The organism is Candidatus Brocadia sp. (genome assembly GCA_021646415.1).
Lineage (GTDB): Bacteria > Planctomycetota > Brocadiia > Brocadiales > Brocadiaceae > Brocadia.
In genome coordinates, this window is the sequence record SOEU01000016.1 from 1 (window position 1) to 18,097 (window position 18,097).

15 protein-coding genes and 3 pseudogenes are annotated in these 18,097 nt (G+C 42.8%); 10 read left to right on the forward strand and 8 right to left on the reverse strand.

Going from position 1 to position 18,097, the window contains the following annotated elements:
- The first annotated feature begins 400 nt into the window (after positions 1-400).
- Entirely contained in the window at positions 401-1,147 is a 747-nt protein-coding gene (locus E3K36_12625) for a class I SAM-dependent methyltransferase (GenBank protein ID MCF6156061.1), read from the forward strand.
- A gap of 288 nt (positions 1,148-1,435) precedes the next feature.
- Here the strand turns inward: E3K36_12625 and E3K36_12630 are convergent, their stop codons facing one another.
- The 4 genes from E3K36_12630 to prfB all read right to left on the reverse strand — a co-directional run bounded on the left by E3K36_12630 (position 1,436) and on the right by prfB (position 5,637).
- Complete coding sequence (locus tag E3K36_12630; GenBank protein ID MCF6156062.1) at positions 1,436-1,921, reverse strand: rubrerythrin; 486 nt, start codon at positions 1,919-1,921, stop codon at positions 1,436-1,438.
- A gap of 92 nt (positions 1,922-2,013) precedes the next feature.
- Positions 2,014-3,036, reverse strand: coding sequence for an NAD(P)-dependent glycerol-3-phosphate dehydrogenase (locus tag E3K36_12635; GenBank protein ID MCF6156063.1), 1,023 nt, complete (start codon positions 3,034-3,036; stop codon positions 2,014-2,016).
- 118 nt (positions 3,037-3,154) lie between these two features.
- Positions 3,155-4,417 (reverse strand): serine hydroxymethyltransferase, encoded by a 1,263-nt coding sequence (locus tag E3K36_12640; GenBank protein MCF6156064.1) that lies wholly within the window; start codon positions 4,415-4,417, stop codon positions 3,155-3,157.
- Positions 4,418-4,529: 112 nt separating this feature from the next.
- Positions 4,530-5,637 (reverse strand): peptide chain release factor 2 gene (gene prfB, locus E3K36_12645; GenBank protein MCF6156065.1). Its coding sequence is split into 2 segments (ribosomal slippage): positions 4,530-5,567 and positions 5,569-5,637, totalling 1,107 coding nucleotides; the frame shifts between segments, so codons are not numbered across the junction.
- A 387-nt stretch (positions 5,638-6,024) separates the two neighbouring features.
- Between prfB and rsmD the strand changes: the two genes are divergently transcribed.
- The 8 genes from rsmD (at position 6,025) to E3K36_12685 (ending at position 13,661) form a co-directional block, all read left to right on the forward strand.
- Positions 6,025-6,621: a 16S rRNA (guanine(966)-N(2))-methyltransferase RsmD gene (gene rsmD / locus E3K36_12650; GenBank protein MCF6156066.1), complete on the forward strand. Its 597-nt coding sequence runs from the start codon at positions 6,025-6,027 to the stop codon at positions 6,619-6,621.
- Entirely contained in the window at positions 6,618-7,508 is an 891-nt protein-coding gene (gene ispE / locus E3K36_12655) for a 4-(cytidine 5'-diphospho)-2-C-methyl-D-erythritol kinase (protein ID MCF6156067.1), read from the forward strand. Before rsmD ends, ispE begins: the two co-directional genes overlap by 4 nt.
- An 18-nt stretch (positions 7,509-7,526) precedes the next feature.
- A complete protein-coding gene (locus tag E3K36_12660; protein MCF6156068.1) occupies positions 7,527-7,991 on the forward strand; it encodes a stage V sporulation protein G in 465 nt (154 codons plus the stop codon).
- 204 nt (positions 7,992-8,195) lie between these two features.
- Positions 8,196-9,869, forward strand: coding sequence for a biosynthetic-type acetolactate synthase large subunit (gene ilvB, locus E3K36_12665; GenBank protein MCF6156069.1), 1,674 nt, complete (start codon positions 8,196-8,198; stop codon positions 9,867-9,869).
- A gap of 93 nt (positions 9,870-9,962) precedes the next feature.
- A complete protein-coding gene (locus E3K36_12670) occupies positions 9,963-10,514 on the forward strand; it encodes a Uma2 family endonuclease (protein MCF6156070.1) in 552 nt (183 codons plus the stop codon).
- Positions 10,515-10,571: 57 nt separating this feature from the next.
- On the forward strand, positions 10,572-11,396 hold the full coding sequence (locus tag E3K36_12675) for an RnfABCDGE type electron transport complex subunit B (GenBank protein MCF6156071.1): 825 nt from the start codon (positions 10,572-10,574) through the stop codon (positions 11,394-11,396).
- A complete protein-coding gene (locus E3K36_12680; GenBank protein MCF6156072.1) occupies positions 11,397-12,131 on the forward strand; it encodes a 16S rRNA (uracil(1498)-N(3))-methyltransferase in 735 nt (244 codons plus the stop codon).
- 126 nt (positions 12,132-12,257) lie between these two features.
- The gene (locus tag E3K36_12685) at positions 12,258-13,661 is read left to right on the forward strand and encodes a nicotinate phosphoribosyltransferase (protein ID MCF6156073.1); all 1,404 of its coding nucleotides are present in this window, start codon (positions 12,258-12,260) and stop codon (positions 13,659-13,661) included.
- Positions 13,662-13,763: 102 nt separating this feature from the next.
- On the opposite strand, the pseudogene E3K36_12690 reads toward E3K36_12685, so the two are convergent.
- From E3K36_12690 to E3K36_12705, 4 genes and pseudogenes are all read right to left on the reverse strand, one after another.
- Positions 13,764-16,274: pseudogene (locus tag E3K36_12690) on the reverse strand (type III deoxyribonuclease).
- Positions 16,275-16,320: 46 nt separating this feature from the next.
- Positions 16,321-16,653, reverse strand: a complete 333-nt coding sequence (locus E3K36_12695) for a nucleotidyltransferase domain-containing protein (protein ID MCF6156074.1) — start codon at positions 16,651-16,653, stop codon at positions 16,321-16,323.
- Positions 16,653-17,063: a nucleotidyltransferase gene (locus E3K36_12700; GenBank protein MCF6156075.1), complete on the reverse strand. Its 411-nt coding sequence runs from the start codon at positions 17,061-17,063 to the stop codon at positions 16,653-16,655. The genes E3K36_12695 and E3K36_12700 overlap by 1 nt, the downstream gene beginning before the upstream one ends.
- A pseudogene (locus E3K36_12705) lies at positions 17,060-17,176 on the reverse strand (site-specific DNA-methyltransferase). Before E3K36_12705 ends, E3K36_12700 begins: the two are co-directional and overlap by 4 nt.
- Before the next feature lie 717 nt (positions 17,177-17,893).
- Here E3K36_12705 and E3K36_12710 point away from each other — a divergent pair.
- Positions 17,894-18,043: pseudogene (locus tag E3K36_12710) on the forward strand (hypothetical protein).
- The last annotated feature ends 54 nt before the right edge of the window (positions 18,044-18,097 follow it).

Genomic DNA, 18,097 nt, shown 5'->3' on the forward strand with positions numbered 1-18,097 from the left:
TACCTCCTTGGTTCTATTTTGGTTCTATTGAAGATATTTGATTCGTAGGAAATTATACCGTATTTGAGCCTCGTTTCATCAATAAATACTGTATATAGACAAATTTTTTCATTTGACCCAGTCTGGTAGTTTGTCCGTGTTGAACTTGTAGAATATTGTTTTTTGACTACCATCGACATCGGCAGGGGATATTTAGCATGAGTACTTATCCAGTTTCTTGATATCACTCAATTTGTAATGTTAACAAGTTAGAATTGTCGGAGTGAGAATTTTATACGTCAATAGTTATGTTAATTTTCCCTTGATTTACACTGTCATCTTTGTCAAATTAAAGAAAACTTGTTGATAACATCGTTAGGCCCGACCGAATCCATTCACACCCGTAAGGAGATTTTCTGCGTTGGATATTCCACGGATCTTCAACATTACCGAAAGTGCTCACCGCATCCATAACCCATTCACACCCGAAAAGCTCGCCACTCTCGGGGCGGCGCTGCGCCTAGAAAGGGGGACCCGAGTTCTCGACCTCGGCAGCGGTTCGGGGGAGATGCTGTGCACCTGGGCACGCGATCACGGCGTCATCGGCACCGGCATCGACATGAGCCAGTTATTCAGTGAGCAAGCGAAACTCCGCGCTGAAGAACTCGGTGTCGCCGATCAAGTCAAGTTCATTCATGGCGATGCTGCCGGCTATGTCTCTGACGAGAAGGTCAGTGTGGCAGCCTGTGTCGGTGCCACTTGGATCGCCGGTGGAGTCGTCGGCACTATCGAGCTTCTGGCGCGGAGCCTGCGCGCCGGAGGGATCATCCTCATTGGCGAGCCCTACTGGCGGCAGTTACCGCCGACGGAAGATGTTGCCAAGGGGTGTCTTGCCAACTCAATCTCCGACTTTCTCATGCTTCCAGAACTTCTCGCGTCTTTCGGCCACCTCGGCTACGACGTCGTTGAAATGGTTCTGGCTGACCAAGACGGCTGGGACAGATACGAGGCGGCCAAATGGCTCACCATGCGGCGATGGCTTGAAGCCAATCCCGCCGACGAGTTCGCGAAAGATGTTCGAGCCAAACTGATCTCGGAACCCGTGCGCTACGCCGTTTACACCCGTGAATACCTGGGTTGGGGTGTGTTCGCGCTGATGCCGCGTTGATGCATTGGCGCATCCGGCGGATCCGTAAACGGCTGTGCCGCGCAACAGCTGGTGGCTCGTCAAGATGTTATTGCGCCTGAATTCATTTCTTATGGTCCAGTTATCCGTGCAATCAACAGAAAAGGTCTGTCTAGGCAGGCCTAACAATTCATTCAAGCCAACGCCGCTTCGCGGCGCGGCTTAATTCAAGCGTTCTTGAGATTATCCCGGAGGAATCTCGAGTCATATCCGATAGATAATGGTAAACAAATTATAGAATAGGTAAACCGCTTTTGTGAATAAACCAAACTAATATTCTTCTAAATGATACCACTCTGCATTTTCAAGCCAGTTTTGTGGACGTGAAACAAAGTCAAGTATATTTTCCAATATAAAATAATGTTTCTTTTCTTCATCCGCTATCTTCAAGAATATCTCCTTTTGAGATGGATTATTTACTTCACCGGCCTTTTCTAAATAAAATATCTGGCTTTTTTTCTCAATTTCCTGTGCCTTTTTATATAGTCCAATTTGCGAGATATTTACACCAACTATATCATTCTCTTCTTTCATCTTTGCAAAAATATTTTTTACGTTTGATAATATCTCTGTATCAAGCATTTGAATTGTTTCGCTGTTTTTCATCTTCTGTAAGATATCGTAATGTTTTACTTCGGCATCTGCCAGGAGATATAATATTTTTTTAATTCCTGAGTTGTTGATCTTTTGGGCTGAATCATGGTAATAGTTCTCACCGTCTTTTTCCATCTGCATTGCATAGTCATAGATATTCATTGTGTGATCTCCTGGTTTTCGTTTGTATGGGCTAACATAAAAGGAAGATTGGGGCTATTGGTAAAGAGAAACCGCTTTTTGAAAGAGTTTTTTCAGATCAATTCTTCCATCTCTGATCTGGGAGCGCGCATCATAAGGTTACTCACCGCCTCTAAGGGATTTTTGTCGGTAAAGAGCACTGAGTAGATTTCTCTCGTGATGGGCATTTCTACCTTAAATTTATCCGAAAGGGTCATAACGGATTTTGTAGTCCAGACGCCTTCTGCAATTTGTTCCATTTTCTCCAGAATTTCCTGCAATTTTTTCCCTTTCCCAATCTGCTCGCCAACCCACCGGTTTCGTCCGTAAGGACTGATACACGTTGTTATTAAGTCGCCCAGCCCTGTAAGGCCAGAAAAAGTGCATCTCTGTGCCCCCATTGCAATACCGAGACGGCTGATTTCTGCCAATCCGCGCGAAATAAGGGCTGCCTTCGAATTATCACCAAATTTCAGGCCGTCACATATGCCCGCGGCTATAGCGATCACATTTTTCATAGCTGCGCCCAACTCAACACCGATCATATCAGGGTTTGTGTAGACCCTGAACCTCTCCGTGGTGAAAACTTCTTGAACGACTCGTGCCAAATTACCATCTATTGATGATGCAACGATGGTCGTGGGTAGTCCTCGCGCGACCTCTTCCGCATGACTTGGACCCAGAAGCAAAGAGATGGGTTGCTTCCCCAGCACGTTTGTAATAATCTCGCTGGGTCTCATGAGTGTGTCATTTTCAATTCCTTTTGTAACGCTGACGATTGGTATGCCAGGAACAAAGATGCCTTTAAATTTTGTGAGCACAGAGCGCAGGTAAGGGGTGGGTGTAGCAGATACAATGAGTTCTGCATTCATTAACTTATTTGAGATATCTGAGGTTATGTATATTCCTTCAGGAATTGGAATACCTTTTAAAAATTTAACGTTTTCTTTTTTTTCACGCAGATAATCTACGTATGATGCATCGGCACCCCACAGGGTAATTGCATAGCCCTTTTTATGTAACAGGATGGCAAGCGTGGTTCCCCATCCACCGTTGCCAACAACCGTTATTTTTTTAATGAATGATTTCGAAGTCATTTTCTCATTGAAGGAATAAAAAATAGGGCTGGATTGCTCCAGCCCTTGAAATGCCTCTTAAAAACCGCAAATAAACTAGGAAAACGACCTGCAATAGGTAAATTTATCTTCCCAATTGCTATTTTGCAACCTGATATGCCTCAACTTCAGAATATAATGGGTATGCGGAACAGAGGTCTTTCACCGTTTTCCGAACGGCATCTTTAACTTTAGTATCGTTTGGTTGCGAAAGTACTTTGTCAATACACTCTGCTATTTTAATGACCTCAGCTTCTTTCATACCCCTTGAAGCTACCGTGGGTGTTCCAATACGGATACCACTCGGTTCGTTTGCGCCCCTTTCATCAAAAGGAATCGTATTTCTATTCAGGATGATATCTACTGTCTCCAACAACATTTGAGCCTCTTTTCCCGTAATACCCTTGTTGCGTAAGTCGATCAGGAAAAGATGGTTGTCTGTCCCACCCGATACGATGTTATAACCCCTTTTAACAAATTCCTGAGCCATTGCCTTTGCATTTTGTACCGTTTGTCGTTGACATTGTTTGAATTCCTCAGTCATTGCCTCTTTAAATGCAACTGCTTTTGCCGCAATGATGTGCATGAAAGGACCACCCTGAATTCCTGGGAAAACCACTGAGTCAACCTGTTTTGCATACTTTGCTTTGCATAAGATCAAACCGCCTCTGGGTCCTCGCAGTGTCTTATGAGTTGTCGTGGTAACAAAATCCGCATAGGGAACCGGATTAGGATGTACACCGCCGGCAACAAGTCCGGCGATATGGGCAATATCTGCCATAAAGTACGCTCCAACCTCATCTGCAATTTTTCTGAATCGTGGGAAGTCGAGTATCCTGGGGTATGCACTTGCACCAGCGATGATCATATGGGGTTTCGTTTTAAGAGCAATGTCACGTAATTCGTCGTAATCTATATATCCAGTTTCTTTTTTTACACCATAGTGGGTAATCTCATACAGCATTCCCGAGAAGTTCTTTTTAAATCCGTGGGTAAGGTGTCCACCGTGGGACAAATCCATACCTAAAATACGGTCTCCTGGTTTTAGCACTGCAAAGCAAACAGCCATATTGGCCTGTGAACCTGCGTGTGGCTGAACATTGGCATATTCCGCCCCAAAGATTTTTTTTGCCCGTTCAATTGCCAGCATTTCTACGGTATCTACATTTCCACAACCGGCATACCATCGTTTTCCTGAATAACCTTCGGCATATTTATTGGTCATGGAAGACCCCTGGGCTTCCTGTACTGCAGGACTGCAAATGTTTTCAGATGCAATCAGGTCAATAGTATTTTGTTGCCTTTCTGATTCCTCTTGTATGGCCTGCCATACTTCTGGGTCGTCATTTTTTAACGTAATCATAATTTTGCTTTATCCCTAAAAAATATGTTTACTGTAGTACCGACTTGCGTAGTCGGATTTTGGTGGGTATTGATTCCCACGCTACGAAGTTACTGTGAAAATCCCTAAAAGTTTAATGAGTTTTTACCAACCTCCATTTTAGATACGCTTCCATAAACTCATCAATTTCACCATCCAGCACAGCTTGTGTATTTCCTGTTTCTTTACCAGTACGTAAATCTTTCACGAGTGAATAGGGTTGTAGTACATAGGATCGGATTTGATGACCCCATGCAATTTCTCCCTTCTCGTCATAAGCTGCAGAGAGTTCTTTCTCTCTTTCTTTTTCTTTTATCTGATACATTTTTGCTTTTAACATACTTAAGGCCATTCGTCGATTCTGGTGCTGTGAACGTTCACTCTGACATTGTACAACAATCCCCGTGGGAATATGGGTAATACGAACGGCCGATGAAGTCTTGTTTACATGCTGACCTCCAGCCCCGGATGCACGGTAGGTATCCACCCGCAACTCATTTTCGTTAATTTCAACCTCTTCTTCCTCTTCAATCTCTGGCAGTACATCGACTGCCGCAAACGACGTGTGTCTCCGTGCATTTGCATCAAAAGGAGAAATTCGTACCAAACGATGCACCCCGATTTCAGACTTTAAATACCCATAAACATAGTCACCCTTTATGAGTGCGGTAATTCTTTTAATTCCAGCTTCTTCACCAGGCAATACGTCAATGAGGGAAAGTGTATATCCACTTCTTTCGACCCAGCGGCTATACATACGGAATAACATAGATACCCAGTCACATGACTCTGTCCCACCGGCTCCCGCATAAATACTCAAGTAAGCACTGCAATGGTCATGGGGTTCGCCAAGCATTGTACGCAATTCAAATTTTTCGAGCTTTTGGGTAAAGGACTTAATGTCTTTGACGACTTCAGCCTCCGCTTGTTCATCTTGCTCTTCTTCCGCAAGCATAGATAAACACTCGATATCATCGAGTGTCTTTTGTAATTCATGAAGAGGCAAGATAATCCCTTTGAGTGATTTCAATTTTCTGATAGTTTGTTGTGCCTTATCCTTCTTTTCCCAAAAGGTTGGTGAAGAGAATTGTTCTTCTAATATTGAAAGCTCTTTTTCTTTATTCTCCAGGTCAAAGAGAGTCCCTGAGGTGGAGTAAGCGCTCTCGAAGGGGGGTTAATTCCTTTTCAATATTACTGATCATAATTACGTTACCTTAACTATACTGTTTAAAAATTCTTTTTTGAGATTATTTTGGTTGCAGGGTTTACCTTGAGGTATCAAAAGCGTGGCTATTTACTCCGCTCAAGATGGCAATGCTGAAAGGCTCTCCCAGAGTATAATATACTCTAAAAATGCGAAAATTCTCATTTAAGAAACAAAATTATAAATTATATAATATGTATATGTCAATATAGAATTTGGAATTGACTTGAGTGGGAAATATTCTTATCATGTTTCATAATGTCTGGCCAATTACTTATAAAACTTTGGACGGTTGTTGATTGGCGGTGAAAACTTGTGCGGCAATCTTGCCAAAGAAACTCAGTTAGAGATAAAAACAGGGCCAATAAAATAAAATAATACGAATGTGCGTGTGATTGCTGGCAGTGCAAGGGGTATCTGTCTCAGTTCGGTAAAAGGAAGTTCGACAAGACCTATACCGGATAGGATAAAAGGATCGTTATTCAATATCCTTGCGGATGTTGTTCCAGGGAGTCGTGTTCTTGATATGTATGCCGGTACCGGTGCGATTGGAATAGAGGCATTAAGTCGAGGGGCAAAATCCTGTATTTTTGTAGAAAACGAGTGGTCGGCTATTCAGGTTATTAAAAAAAATCTTGAAGTGACCAGGCTTCAAGATAAGGCGCGAGTCTTAAATTATGATGTGTTCGAAATTGCCCCATACCTGGAAAAAAACAATGTCGAAATTGATCTTGTACTTGCCAGCCCACCATATCCTCTTATCGAAAAAAATTCATATAGAGATAAACTCTTGACCTTGTTTTCGTCTTTATGCAGTAAGCATATCATACAATCAGAAGGCCTGATAATGCTGCAGCACAGAAAAACAGATTTTGAGATGGCTCCGGAGGTTTTTTCTATAGAATTATTTGATACTCGAATTTACGGTGATACACAAATCTCTTTTTTCAAGAACACCATGAAACAGGGTCATTCTTCATGAAATACTGGGAAGAACAAGGGAAAATAAAAATTGCAGCGCCTGCAAAGATTAACCTATTTCTTGAGATATTGGGTAAGCGACCGGACGGTTATCACGAAATTGAAACGGTTATGCAGGAGGTTAGTTTATGCGATTATATTTATATGGAAAACCATGACAGAGACATAGAATTTGTCTGCTCGAATCCAAAACTTCCTATTGGCGAGGATAATCTTGTTTTAAAGGCTGTCCGTCTCTTTCAGAAAGAATCCGGGATCTTTAGAGGGGTGAAAATATATTTAGAAAAAAGAATACCAGTTGGGGCGGGACTTGGCGGAGGAAGTAGCGATGCAGTGGCCACCTTGTTTGGGTTAAACAAGATATGGAAGGTTGAGTATAATGAAAAAAAATTAATGTCACTTGCTGAAAAATTAGGTTCTGATACCCCCTTTTTTGTTCCTGGAAGCACAGCGATATGCAGAGGAAGGGGAGAGGTGGTTACTCCATATCCTTTAAATGTAAAGTATAATTACATAATAATTTATCCAAGATTTGAGGTAAGTACTGCGACGATATATAAAAATTTCAAAATTGTCTTGACAAAAAATTTAAAAGATGTTAATTTTCTCCTGCAATCATTGTCGTCAGGCAGCCCGGAGAAATTAGGGGCTTGTTTACATAACCGCTTGGAAGAAGTGGTCTTTCGGCTCTATCCAGACATTGAGAGAATAAAAAAAACGTTGGCAAAGTTTGATTTTTGTGGCATACTTCTGTCGGGAAGCGGTTCGGCTTTATATGGTTTATGTAAGGGGGAAAGAGATTCGAAGGAAATTGAACGGCAAATAAAGATGCTTGATATTGGCGATGTGTTTGTGGTAACCAATGATTTCAATGACAATGCTAAGTGAACGGAAGGGGGAGAAAACGTGAATATTACTGAAGTCAGGGTAAAGTTAACAGAAGCTAAGAAAAACAGATTACAGGCATTTTGCAGTATTACGATAGATGACGATTTTGTCGTAAGGGATCTAAAGGTTATCGAAGGACACAAAGGGGCATTCGTGGCTATGCCCAGCAGAAAACTCACAGATAGATGTCCAAAGTGTGGTGGTAAAAATCATTTAATGGCGCAGTACTGTAATGATTGTGGCACTAAATTGAATGAGAAGCGTGCATCCAAAGGTGCAGGGAGATTGAAGTTACATGCAGATACAGCCCATCCAATAAATTCACGCTGCAGAGAACAGATACAAGAAAAAGTACTCACCGCTTATAGGGAAGAAGTAGAAAAATCCCAAAAACCTGGTTATAAGCCTCCCAAGTATGAAGATATGGAAGATGTCGATTTCGAAGATCTGGAGGATTTGGAATCAGAAAAAAGCGATACCTAAAAGTAACTTTTTATAGATAGATTCATCCTGTCAGCTTCATGCCAGATTTTTGATAATAAATAGGCTTTTTCCTTGTTTATCAAATTTGTGCCCCCCTTAAAACATACCTTTAAAGGCGATGCGTGAATGGTATCGCTGTTCCTATAACTTTAGTTTAATGTTTTGTACATTGATTCATAACTCTTTTCATAACGTAACAGTTCAATGATTAAAACAGGTTCACAAATTTTATTGGATGCATTAATTAGGGAAGGGGTTGAGTATATCTTTGGAATTCCAGGAGGTGCAAATCTCCCTCTCTTTGATGCATTATATGAGTCTCCCATAAAGTTCATATTGACTCGACACGAGCAAGGCGCAGGTCATGCTGCGGATGGATATGCCAGGGCTACCGGCAAGGTGGGTGTTTGCCTTGCCACATCGGGTCCCGGTGCAACAAACTTAGTCACAGCAATTGCAACGGCCTATATGGATTCTGTGCCTATGGTTGCTATAACAGGACAGGTCAAGACATTTCTCATTGGGAATGATGCCTTCCAGGAAGCTGATATTATTGGAATTACACGTCCTATAACAAAGCACAGTTACCTGGTGAAAGATGTTAAAGACCTTGCCAGAATCGTAAAAGAAGCATTTTATATAACTAACACAGGAAGGCGCGGTCCGGTGTTGATTGATCTTCCCGTAGATATTACCCTGGAAAAATGTGAGGAAATAATACCAACAGAGGTTGACCTCCCTGGATACAAGCCCAGATACGAGGGTAATATCCGCCAAATCAAGATTGCCGCTGAAGAGATTAATAACTCCGGGCGGCCTGTTGTCTACACCGGGGGTGGTATTGTTGCTTCTGATAGTTCAAAGGAGTTGCTTGAACTAGCAGAAAAGGGGAATCTCCCGGTAACCACAACGCTTATGGGTCTCGGCGGATTTCCGGAAGACCACGATTTGTCATTGGGAATGTTGGGTATGCACGGGACTGTATACGCCAATTTTGCAGTGACCGAGTGTGACCTTCTCATAGCTATCGGATCACGGTTTGACGATCGGGTTACCGGAAAGATTGATGAATTTGCCCCCCATGCGAAGATTATCCATATTGATGTCGATCCAGCATCCATCAGTAAAACCATTAAGGTAGATATCCCCATTGTTGGTGACGCAAAAAATATTTTACAAGAACTCAATAAACATATTCATTTTGCGGAGAGGAAAGAATGGTTTGATAAAATCAAATCCTGGAAGGAAAAAAATCCATTATTGTACAACAAGAGTGAGAACGTTATTAAACCACAATATGTCATTGAGCAAATATGCGATGCGGGTAAGGGGAACGTTATCATCACAACAGAAGTAGGACAAAATCAGATGTGGGCAGCCCAATTTTTCACCTATACAAAACCGCGGACATTTCTGTCTTCAGGAGGACTGGGTACGATGGGTTATGGTTTTCCTGCCGCAATCGGTGCTCAATTGGGATGTCCAGACAAAATTGTTGTGGATATTGCCGGTGATGGTAGTATCCAAATGAACATCCAGGAACTCAGTACCGTTGCACGTTTAAATATCCCTGTAAAGATAGCTATTTTGAATAATGGTTATCTGGGAATGGTACGACAGTGGCAGGAACTATTTTACAATAAACGGTATTCCGGTGTTAATTTGAATGGTAATCCTGATTTTGTCAAGTTGGCTGAGGCATACGGCGCAAAAGGATTTTTAGTGGAGAAAAAAGAACAAGTACGACCAACGATAGAAAAGGCTTTTTCTATCAAATGTCCTGTCATTATGGATTTTAGGATTGACCCAACAGAGAATGTCTTTCCGATGGTGCCAGCAGGACAAGCGATACACAGAATGATCGGAACCATGGCATAACGGAACTAATTGTAGCTATTTTATGTTTTAACCCATAGAACAGATGCTCCACGAGCAAACTTATAATGCGTAATCAAATAGAGGGAATAAGCGATGGCCGCTGTAACTACCAGGAAAAAAATGACATATGCTGATTATTTAAAGATTGATGACAATAATCGCTACGAAATTTTAAGCGGGGAATTATGTATGGTTCCAGCGCCATCAACAGACCACCAAGGTGTGTCAAGGAATTTAGAGTTTCTTATCTGGAACTTTGTAAAAGAAAAGAGGCTTGGGAAGGTTTTTGATGCCCCAATTGATGTCGTTTTCGATGATGACGAGGTATTTCAGCCGGATATCGTTTTTATTACCAGTGAAAACCAAGGTATAATACGCAAGACTGCAATCCATGGCATACCCGACCTTATTGTTGAAATAGTATCCCCGTCGTCCGCTTTTTATGATACGGTGGAAAAGAAGGAAATATATAGAAAATACGGTGTAAAAGAATATTGGATACTATTTCCTGAAGAAAGAGTTATTGAGGTCTTAACTTTAGAAAAAGGTGAATACCTGGAATTTTGCAAATCAAAAAGAGAAGGGATAGTGAAGTCTAAAATATTGGAAGGATTAGAAATAGACTCTAAGGATGTGTTTAATTGAAGAATTTTTATATCATATTGGAATTTTTAAAATAGTAATTTTTTGGTGGAAGATCAAATGGGTTTACTTTTAGGAGCAGCAATTACGTTAGTCATTTTAGGCATGGTCTTTGGGATAGGTCTTGCCATTGCCTCAGATAAATTTGCCGTGAAGGTCGATCCCCGCATTGACAGCATTAATGAAGTGCTTCCTGGTGCAAATTGTGGGGCATGTGGCCAACCCGGTTGCAGTGGTTTTGCCCAGGCAGTAGTGGAAGGCAAGGCGCCTGTAACAGGTTGTACGGTAGGACAAGCCGCGGTGGCAAAGCTTGTTGCAAACGTTATGGGGGTCAAATTTGAAAATAGAGAACGTGTTGTTTCCGTTGTAATGTGCCATGCGAGGGGAGTTAAGGATAAATTTGTTTATCATGGGATTAAAGATTGCCGTGCTGCAAATATTGTTGGCGGGGGTTTTTTAGGTTGTGATTACGGCTGTTTGGGTTTGGGTACCTGCGTAGAGGCCTGTAAATTTGAGGCGATGTATATGGGGGAAGATAATCTTCCCAAGGTAATTGAGGAGCGGTGTACAGGCTGTGGAAAATGTGCAGCTGTTTGTCCCAGAAAGATTATCAGTATATTGCCAGAATCCAAAATGGTGCACGTGCGATGCAAATCCCTTGATAAAGGCGCAGTAGCGAAAAAGATTTGTCAGGATTCTTGTATAGCTTGTAAACAGTGCGAGAAGATATGTCCATACGATGCCATCCACGTGCAAAACAATCTTGCCGTAATTGATTATAACAAATGTACCTCCTGTGGAAAATGTGTTGAGGTTTGCCCCAACCATACAATAATCAATTTTGCCAGAGAGCGCAGTCAGATCAAGCATACCTTGACCGTATAAATGCATCAAGACCGTTTTTACCTACCATATGCACCCTCAACTCGTGAAATTTGGTTGAATGGTGACGAAGCTCATCATATCCTGCATGTAAAACGAGCAAAACTGGGGACAAAAATTACCCTTTTTGATGGGAAAGGGTTTGAATACCTTGCACATGTTACTGAAATTTTAAGTGACAAATTAAAGATATTCATTGAGGAGTGCAAATCTGTCGATAGAGAACCCGGTATTGATATTACTATTGCCTTTTCTATCCCCAAAGGGAAACTCGTGACCTTTCTCATTCAAAAATGTGCAGAGTTAGGCGTAAAGAACCTGATCCCCCTCCACTGCAAACGAAGTGTCATAGATATCCGAGACAAATCCGCTGAAAAGATTGAAAGATGGAATAAAATCACAACTGAGGCGTCCAAACAGTGTAAACGAAACTTTGTCACTAATGTAGAAAATATCATGTCTTTGGACGATTTAATAAAAAACATTCGCAATTACGACCTTTCACTCATTGCATGCACCGAACCCCATACGAAGACATTAAAACGTCTATTAAGTGAACACCCATCAGGTAAAAAGATTATTTGTCTCATAGGGCCGGAAGGTGGTTTTACCCCAAGTGAAATTGAAACAGCAGAGAAAGCAGGCTGCATACCCGTCAGCATGGGTCTTTCGACATTGCGGATCGAAACAGCTGCCATTGCTGTCTCTTCCATGCTTCTTTATGCATATTCTGATTAGAAAAGACGGAAGAAAGGGTTGATTTCTTTCCATACCTTGCTATGCTACATTTACTTAAGCCCCTTCAACCTGAAGGAATCCATCCTGCAGTGTGTAAAGGGCTAAAGAACAATTATTCCGTGGGTTATGAAAGAACCAAAATCCCTGTTCCTGACTGAAGATTCACTTGGCATCGTTACAGACCTTTATCAACTGAGTATGGCTGCCGGATACTTTGAACAGAAGATGCACGATGTCGTAACTTTTGAATTGTTCGTTCGCCACTTACCGAAAAATCGCTCTTATCTCGTTGTCGCAGGACTGGAACAGGTGCTGCACTATCTGACCCATATTACCTTTTCACCAAAAACTATTCAATTTTTAAGACGGCTACCTATCTTTCACAATGTGGGTCAGGAATTCTTTGAATACTTAAAAAATTTTACTTTCCGTGGAGACGTTTACGCTATGCCCGAAGGAACAATTGTCTTTGCGGATGAGCCCATGCTTCGGGTTACTGCCCCTATTATTGAGACACAGATTGTAGAGACGTATCTTCTTTCAATCATTAATTTCCAGACCTCAATAGCCACAAAGGCGTCAAGGGTCGTATCTTCAGCCCAGGGGCGAGAGGTAATTGATTTTGGTACTCGTCGTGCCCATGGTCCTCAGGCAGGTGTCCTTGCAGCAAGGTCGTGTTTTATCGGTGGATGCAAGGGTACCTCCAATGTATTTGCGGCCTGTGAACTGGGCATACCAGCAGTAGGAACAGTAGCCCATTCGTGGGTCATGGCCTTTGAAAATGAACAAGATTCATTCTATAAATTTCACGAAATATTTCCTGATAATACTACCCTGCTCATTGATACGTATGATACCCTGGCCGGAGCAAGGCATGCGGCCATGATTGGTAAGAAGCTGAAGGGTGTTCGTATTGACAGCGGAGACATATTGGAACTTAGCAAGAAAGTACGAAGTATTTTAGATACTGAAGGGTTACAACATGTCAAGATCGTTGCCAGTGGCGATCTCAATGAAGATCGTATTGATAATTTGTTAAGGAATGGTGCACCCATTGATTCCTTTGGCGTGGGTACCGAGATGGTAACTTCCAAAGATGCTCCCGCATTGGGTGGCGTCTATAAGTTAGTTGAGCAGGAGCATAATGGGAAAATTATTCCGAGGATGAAATTCAGTAAAGACAAACTTACGTACCCATGCAAAAAACAGGTATATCGCATCATCGATAAAGCGGATAATTTTGTAAACGATGTAATCGGGCTTGAAGGTGAAAATTTGCAGGGAATATCCCTTTTAATACCTGTTATAAAAAATGGTAAGATATGTTACGACCTGCCAACAGTGCACGAAATCCAACGTACCACATCAAACAACCTTACACACCTGCCAGTACCCTTCAAACGGTTAACCGATGCTGAAACCTACCCTGTTACCAAAAGCAAAGGACTGGAGGCAAAGAGACACGAGGCTGAAAAAATACTGAAGGACATTAATATACCGTTGGCTGCGTTGTTTGAAGGGCCTGTTTAACCTAAACCTAAAATTAAGGAAAATAAGCCAAATCTTTCAAAATGACAACCAAAAGGTAGTTACACCGCCTTTTGCTTATGAAGAAACGTGCGCTTGTCTCAATTAGTTCAATACAGACTCAAGACCTGCCCTGAATTGATTTTCGTCTTCGTTGTTATAGAATGGTACACCAATCAAACGATATTTCTTGTCTCCAAACATCAGCGGTTTACCGCCAAACTTGGAAGTGATTTCTTTCAGGAAGGTCTCTTTCCATCGGTCATACTCTTTGAGGTGTCTCCCCTTTGGCTCGATGAAAAGCTGGTAGATAAGCAACTTGCCGGTTTTCTCGCGCAGGAACAATACGAAATCTGGCTGAAAGGCTTGACCATCGGCAAAGTTGTAGATGGCAAAGTGCCCTTCATTACGCAGCAGATAGATTTGCTCGTATTGCTCTTGCAGTTTTTGCATCTGCCGATCCAGCATACGTACAAAGGCTTTTTCTTCGCATGTGCCGTAAATGGTGTTGAAGGCAAACCAATCTTTGGCAGAGACAAAATGCTCAAACTGTGCGTCATCTGCGGCGCGGGGATTTTTCGCGTCAAATTTCAACACCTTGTCTTTGAACACTTCGCATACCCCACCACATCTGAACCCTCGCGTGCCTTCGTAATCAGTAACGTTGGCATGGATTTCGGCTTCGATTTGCGCCAGCAGGCCCTGCACAGCGGCGAGTTTTTCGGCACGGCTGTTATCCAACCCGTACATATTGCACTGAAAGGTGATTTCTAATCCGGCAAGATGATCTTCACCAGTAATAAAGTCGCGCATGGAGGTAAGATGAGGAAAATAGCGTTTCAACGATGCAAAGGTAAAGAATGGATTACGGGCAATGGCGGATTCAATAATGTTGCGCTCGATATCCCGCACCTTCACGTCCCGTCGGGTTTCGTCATTCACGACAGCGCCCTTTTCCCCGCTTCCCAGCGCAGGGGTAGCACCGCCGCGACCTGTGGCGATAAGGTGGATGTAGTTTCGCTTCTTCACGCCCAAATCGGCAAAGAACTTGACGCGTTGGTAATCTTTTAGCTGGCGGTCATTGAGCCAAATAATCCCATACTTGTAAAATGGTGTTTTCTTGAACGATTCTTTCAGTCTCAGTTCGCGGGTCACTTCTCGTTCGTCCATCATGCCCTGCTCAATGAGCGCCTGTCGGATTTCAGCAATGTAGCGCGAGTCATTGATGCTGTGATAGCGCAATTCTTCCAGCACGCACAGTTCGTGTTAAAGGTCGCTGTCGAATTTGCGGCGGAATCGGTTGCTACTTTGAGGAAGAACAAACGGGAAATAACGTGCCCCGCGCCCGATGAGTTGCGCTTCAGAGAGCATCGTTGCCCCGAGTTTGTTGTGGCCTGAATCACGTATCTCATAACAGCGAACAATGTCGAACAGGTTCAGCACGTCCCACCCTTCGTTGAGTTTTTGCACGGCGAAGATGTCGCGGATGTGGTTGGCTTTATCTTCGAGGGTGTTGACAAGGATTTGATAATTCTCTTTTTCTTTCTCGTCATTCACAGAGAGACAAAAGTCTTGATGAAACTCCCGTTTCAGACGTTCCGCCAATTGCTCATCGCTGATGCCATTTTCGTCGAAGAAATGAAATGCCCGTTGCACCAGCGGGATGTTTGATTTACGGATGCGGGCGATGTCCTTTGCCGTAAGACCTCTGATGAGGGTGTGAAATTCGGCCTTAACCTGCCTGGATTGTTCGATGGTGCGCTGGGCTTTGAACAGGATGACGGGTTTGTGATTGATGCGGTATTTTGCCGCCACCACCTGCTTGTATTGATTCAGAAGCAGGGCTTGCAGGATGCGCTCGCGCTGGCCAAAATCCGATTGAATAATGACGATATCTTTCGAGTAGCAATCGTTGCGGAATTGGAGCAGGTCTTAGCGGATGATGACCTTATTGCGGTATTTCTCCACCATCGCGGGCGTGGCGTAATCATGCGTGACCGTGAATTCCAGCAGCAGGTTGCCTTCACTCTGCGTAAAGATGCGCTCGACGGTGTTTTCCCAACTCTCAAACAGCACACCCTGCGCTCTGGTCTTGGCATTCATGTGATGCGCTTCATCTGCGATCAGCACGACCCTGTGCTTGCGGAAGTCTTCAAAGGTAATGGCGTTCTCTTTCTCGCTGGTTAGGCCGGAGTGCAGTTTTTGGATTGTAGTAAAGCAGATGTTGATGTCGCTGGGGTTGACCGCTTCAAAGTTCTCAACAGGCGTGACACACACGCGGTGGCTAGCGATGTGAATGTCCTGATTGAACAGGTATTTGATGCTGGCGGGATTAAGAAAGTTATCTTTTGTCTTTTCGATGATGTTTGTTGAGTTGACAAAGAACAGGAAGTTGCGGTAACCCTGCTCGTAAAGGTAGAGAATCAGTCCTGCCATGATGAGCGTCTTGCCGCTACCCGTTGCCATGTTGAAGAGTAAGTGCAGGGGATATGCTTTGTTCGGAAAATCGTTATTATAGCAATGGAAAAAACGCGCAAAGGCTCCTATCTGATAGGGGCGCAGTTCATAGTGCTGGTTCAGATTTTGAGCGACACTGTCGGGAATTTTTTTCTCGATATTGCCTCATTGGGAAAGCGTGTCCAGTTGCTCGCAGAGAAATGACTCAGACGTGGGATGTCTCCGTTGCTTTCTGATAGAACACAACCCCCACCCGCTGTATATGGTCAATCACATCAGGGTCGCTGATTTGCCGAAAGATGGACAGGTCGAAGGTATAGGGCAGGAGCAGGTCGTCTATCTCGTCCGTGATGCTGTAGAGAATATCAAGCGTCAAATCCTCCCCTCCGAATAGCGTCAGGTCAATATCAGAGCCGTTTTTGAAGTTACCTTTGGCGCGTGAGCCATAGAGGATCGCCTTTTCCACCTGAGGATAATGGGCAAATATGGCGCAAATGGCTTGTATGTCGCTTTCCTCAAGACCAAAGCGGTTTGTCATTAGTTCTTCTCCATAAAATTTTGCAACCTGGTTCGGAACGCAACGAATTCAGGATAATATTTATTGACAATAGCAGAGCAAACCTCTTCGGCAATGTTTTCATTATAAGTGTGAGTCGTTAAAGTTCTGCTCTTAATCATATCCATCCATGTTTTGCCGTTCTCAATCAGCCCTCGTCTGAATGCCAGACGAAAGGTATCACGACTGCCGTGTATGTCGGTTTCTCCCTGGGCTTCGAAGTAATCTTTAATAGTGTTCCAAGCTAATTCATAAGTATATTCAAACGCCTGAATCAGCCCCTGTTTTTCGAGCTCACTCAGATCGCCTTTCTCTATAAATTTTGTCAATTGGTTTAGCGCCTTATCAAAATGGTTGTACCGCTGTATCCAGCGAATATCCTCTGCGCTCATTGGGATTCTCCATAAAACTTTTTGTTCAGTTCCTTCTCCTCTTCGCTGACCTTGAGTTGCACGTCGTCAATTTCGGAAAGGTTGACATACAATTGGTTCTTGTCGAGCAATTCTGCCCGTGTTTCTGTTTTTCGAAACCGTTTGGCTCTTTGCCAATTGTCTCAAAATCCTTACCGATTTCAATATCACATCCGTCTTTTGTCTTTTTTGCCCGCAGCAAGTGTTTGATTTCTTCCACGCTTTGCCTGGCATATCTCCATTTTCGTTCTACTTTGTCCTTGTCAATTGGATATACATAGTATCGGTTGCCACGTTTTTCTGTTTGCGCTTTTGGCTGTTTATCGTCACCAAGAACATTGCCAAATCCAACAACCAGGTCGTCCTCCACAATTATTGTATTGGATAAAAACAATTTTTAGCGTCTTCGCGTTTCGATTCTCCACCCCCCAGTTCCTGAGTGGGGATCAATCAATTTTCTCTTCATCATCCGCAAAGCGCACGTCTGTTCTGAACAGGTCAATCAATTTAGAGTGAAAGGACACTAATTACTCCTATGGTTCGCAAACCCTTTGGCTGGGTTAAGCCGCATAACAAGATAATACGAAATTGTTTCTTCTTTAAAAAGGATAATAATACAAAAATAAAAAAGAATGCAAGTTTTTTTCATTTTTTTCCGGGGAAAGAACGGGGGCGAATCTTTCCAGGTTTTTTCCGAGAGGTGTATTTTAGCAAATTCATGTGTCATAATTTGTACTAATTTTGTGCTAAAATCAATCCAAAAGAATAAAATTTGTTTGCTAAAGGCGCACTTACATATTAAATTAAAAGCCATGAAAATTGCACTGGCACAGATTAATCAAACAGTAGGTGACTTTCAAAGGAATACCGAAAAAATATGCTCGTACATCGATCGTGCCATGAGACAAAACGTCGATCTTGTCGTTTTTCCAGAATTGGCCGTTACGGGCTATCCTCCAAAGTAGCATTCATGGGGTCAACATTCATGGGGATCAAACCTTCATATTTCAATTGAC

Bases quoted from the DNA above. Each gene is read 5' to 3' on its own strand.
- E3K36_12685 (MCF6156073.1), top strand. From the start codon at position 12,258: ATGAAAGAACCAAAATCCCTGTTCCTGACTGAAGATTCACTTGGCATC.
- E3K36_12630 (MCF6156062.1), bottom strand. From the start codon at position 1,921: ATGAATATCTATGACTATGCAATGCAGATGGAAAAAGACGGTGAGAAC.
- ispE (MCF6156067.1), top strand. From the start codon at position 6,618: ATGAAATACTGGGAAGAACAAGGGAAAATAAAAATTGCAGCGCCTGCA.
- E3K36_12670 (MCF6156070.1), top strand. From the start codon at position 9,963: ATGGCCGCTGTAACTACCAGGAAAAAAATGACATATGCTGATTATTTA.
- E3K36_12635 (MCF6156063.1), bottom strand. From the start codon at position 3,036: ATGACTTCGAAATCATTCATTAAAAAAATAACGGTTGTTGGCAACGGT.
- E3K36_12700 (MCF6156075.1), bottom strand. From the start codon at position 17,063: ATGAGCGCAGAGGATATTCGCTGGATACAGCGGTACAACCATTTTGAT.
- E3K36_12640 (MCF6156064.1), bottom strand. From the start codon at position 4,417: ATGATTACGTTAAAAAATGACGACCCAGAAGTATGGCAGGCCATACAA.
- ilvB (MCF6156069.1), top strand. From the start codon at position 8,196: ATGATTAAAACAGGTTCACAAATTTTATTGGATGCATTAATTAGGGAA.
- E3K36_12680 (MCF6156072.1), top strand. From the start codon at position 11,397: ATGCATCAAGACCGTTTTTACCTACCATATGCACCCTCAACTCGTGAA.
- E3K36_12695 (MCF6156074.1), bottom strand. From the start codon at position 16,653: ATGACAAACCGCTTTGGTCTTGAGGAAAGCGACATACAAGCCATTTGC.
- E3K36_12675 (MCF6156071.1), top strand. From the start codon at position 10,572: ATGGGTTTACTTTTAGGAGCAGCAATTACGTTAGTCATTTTAGGCATG.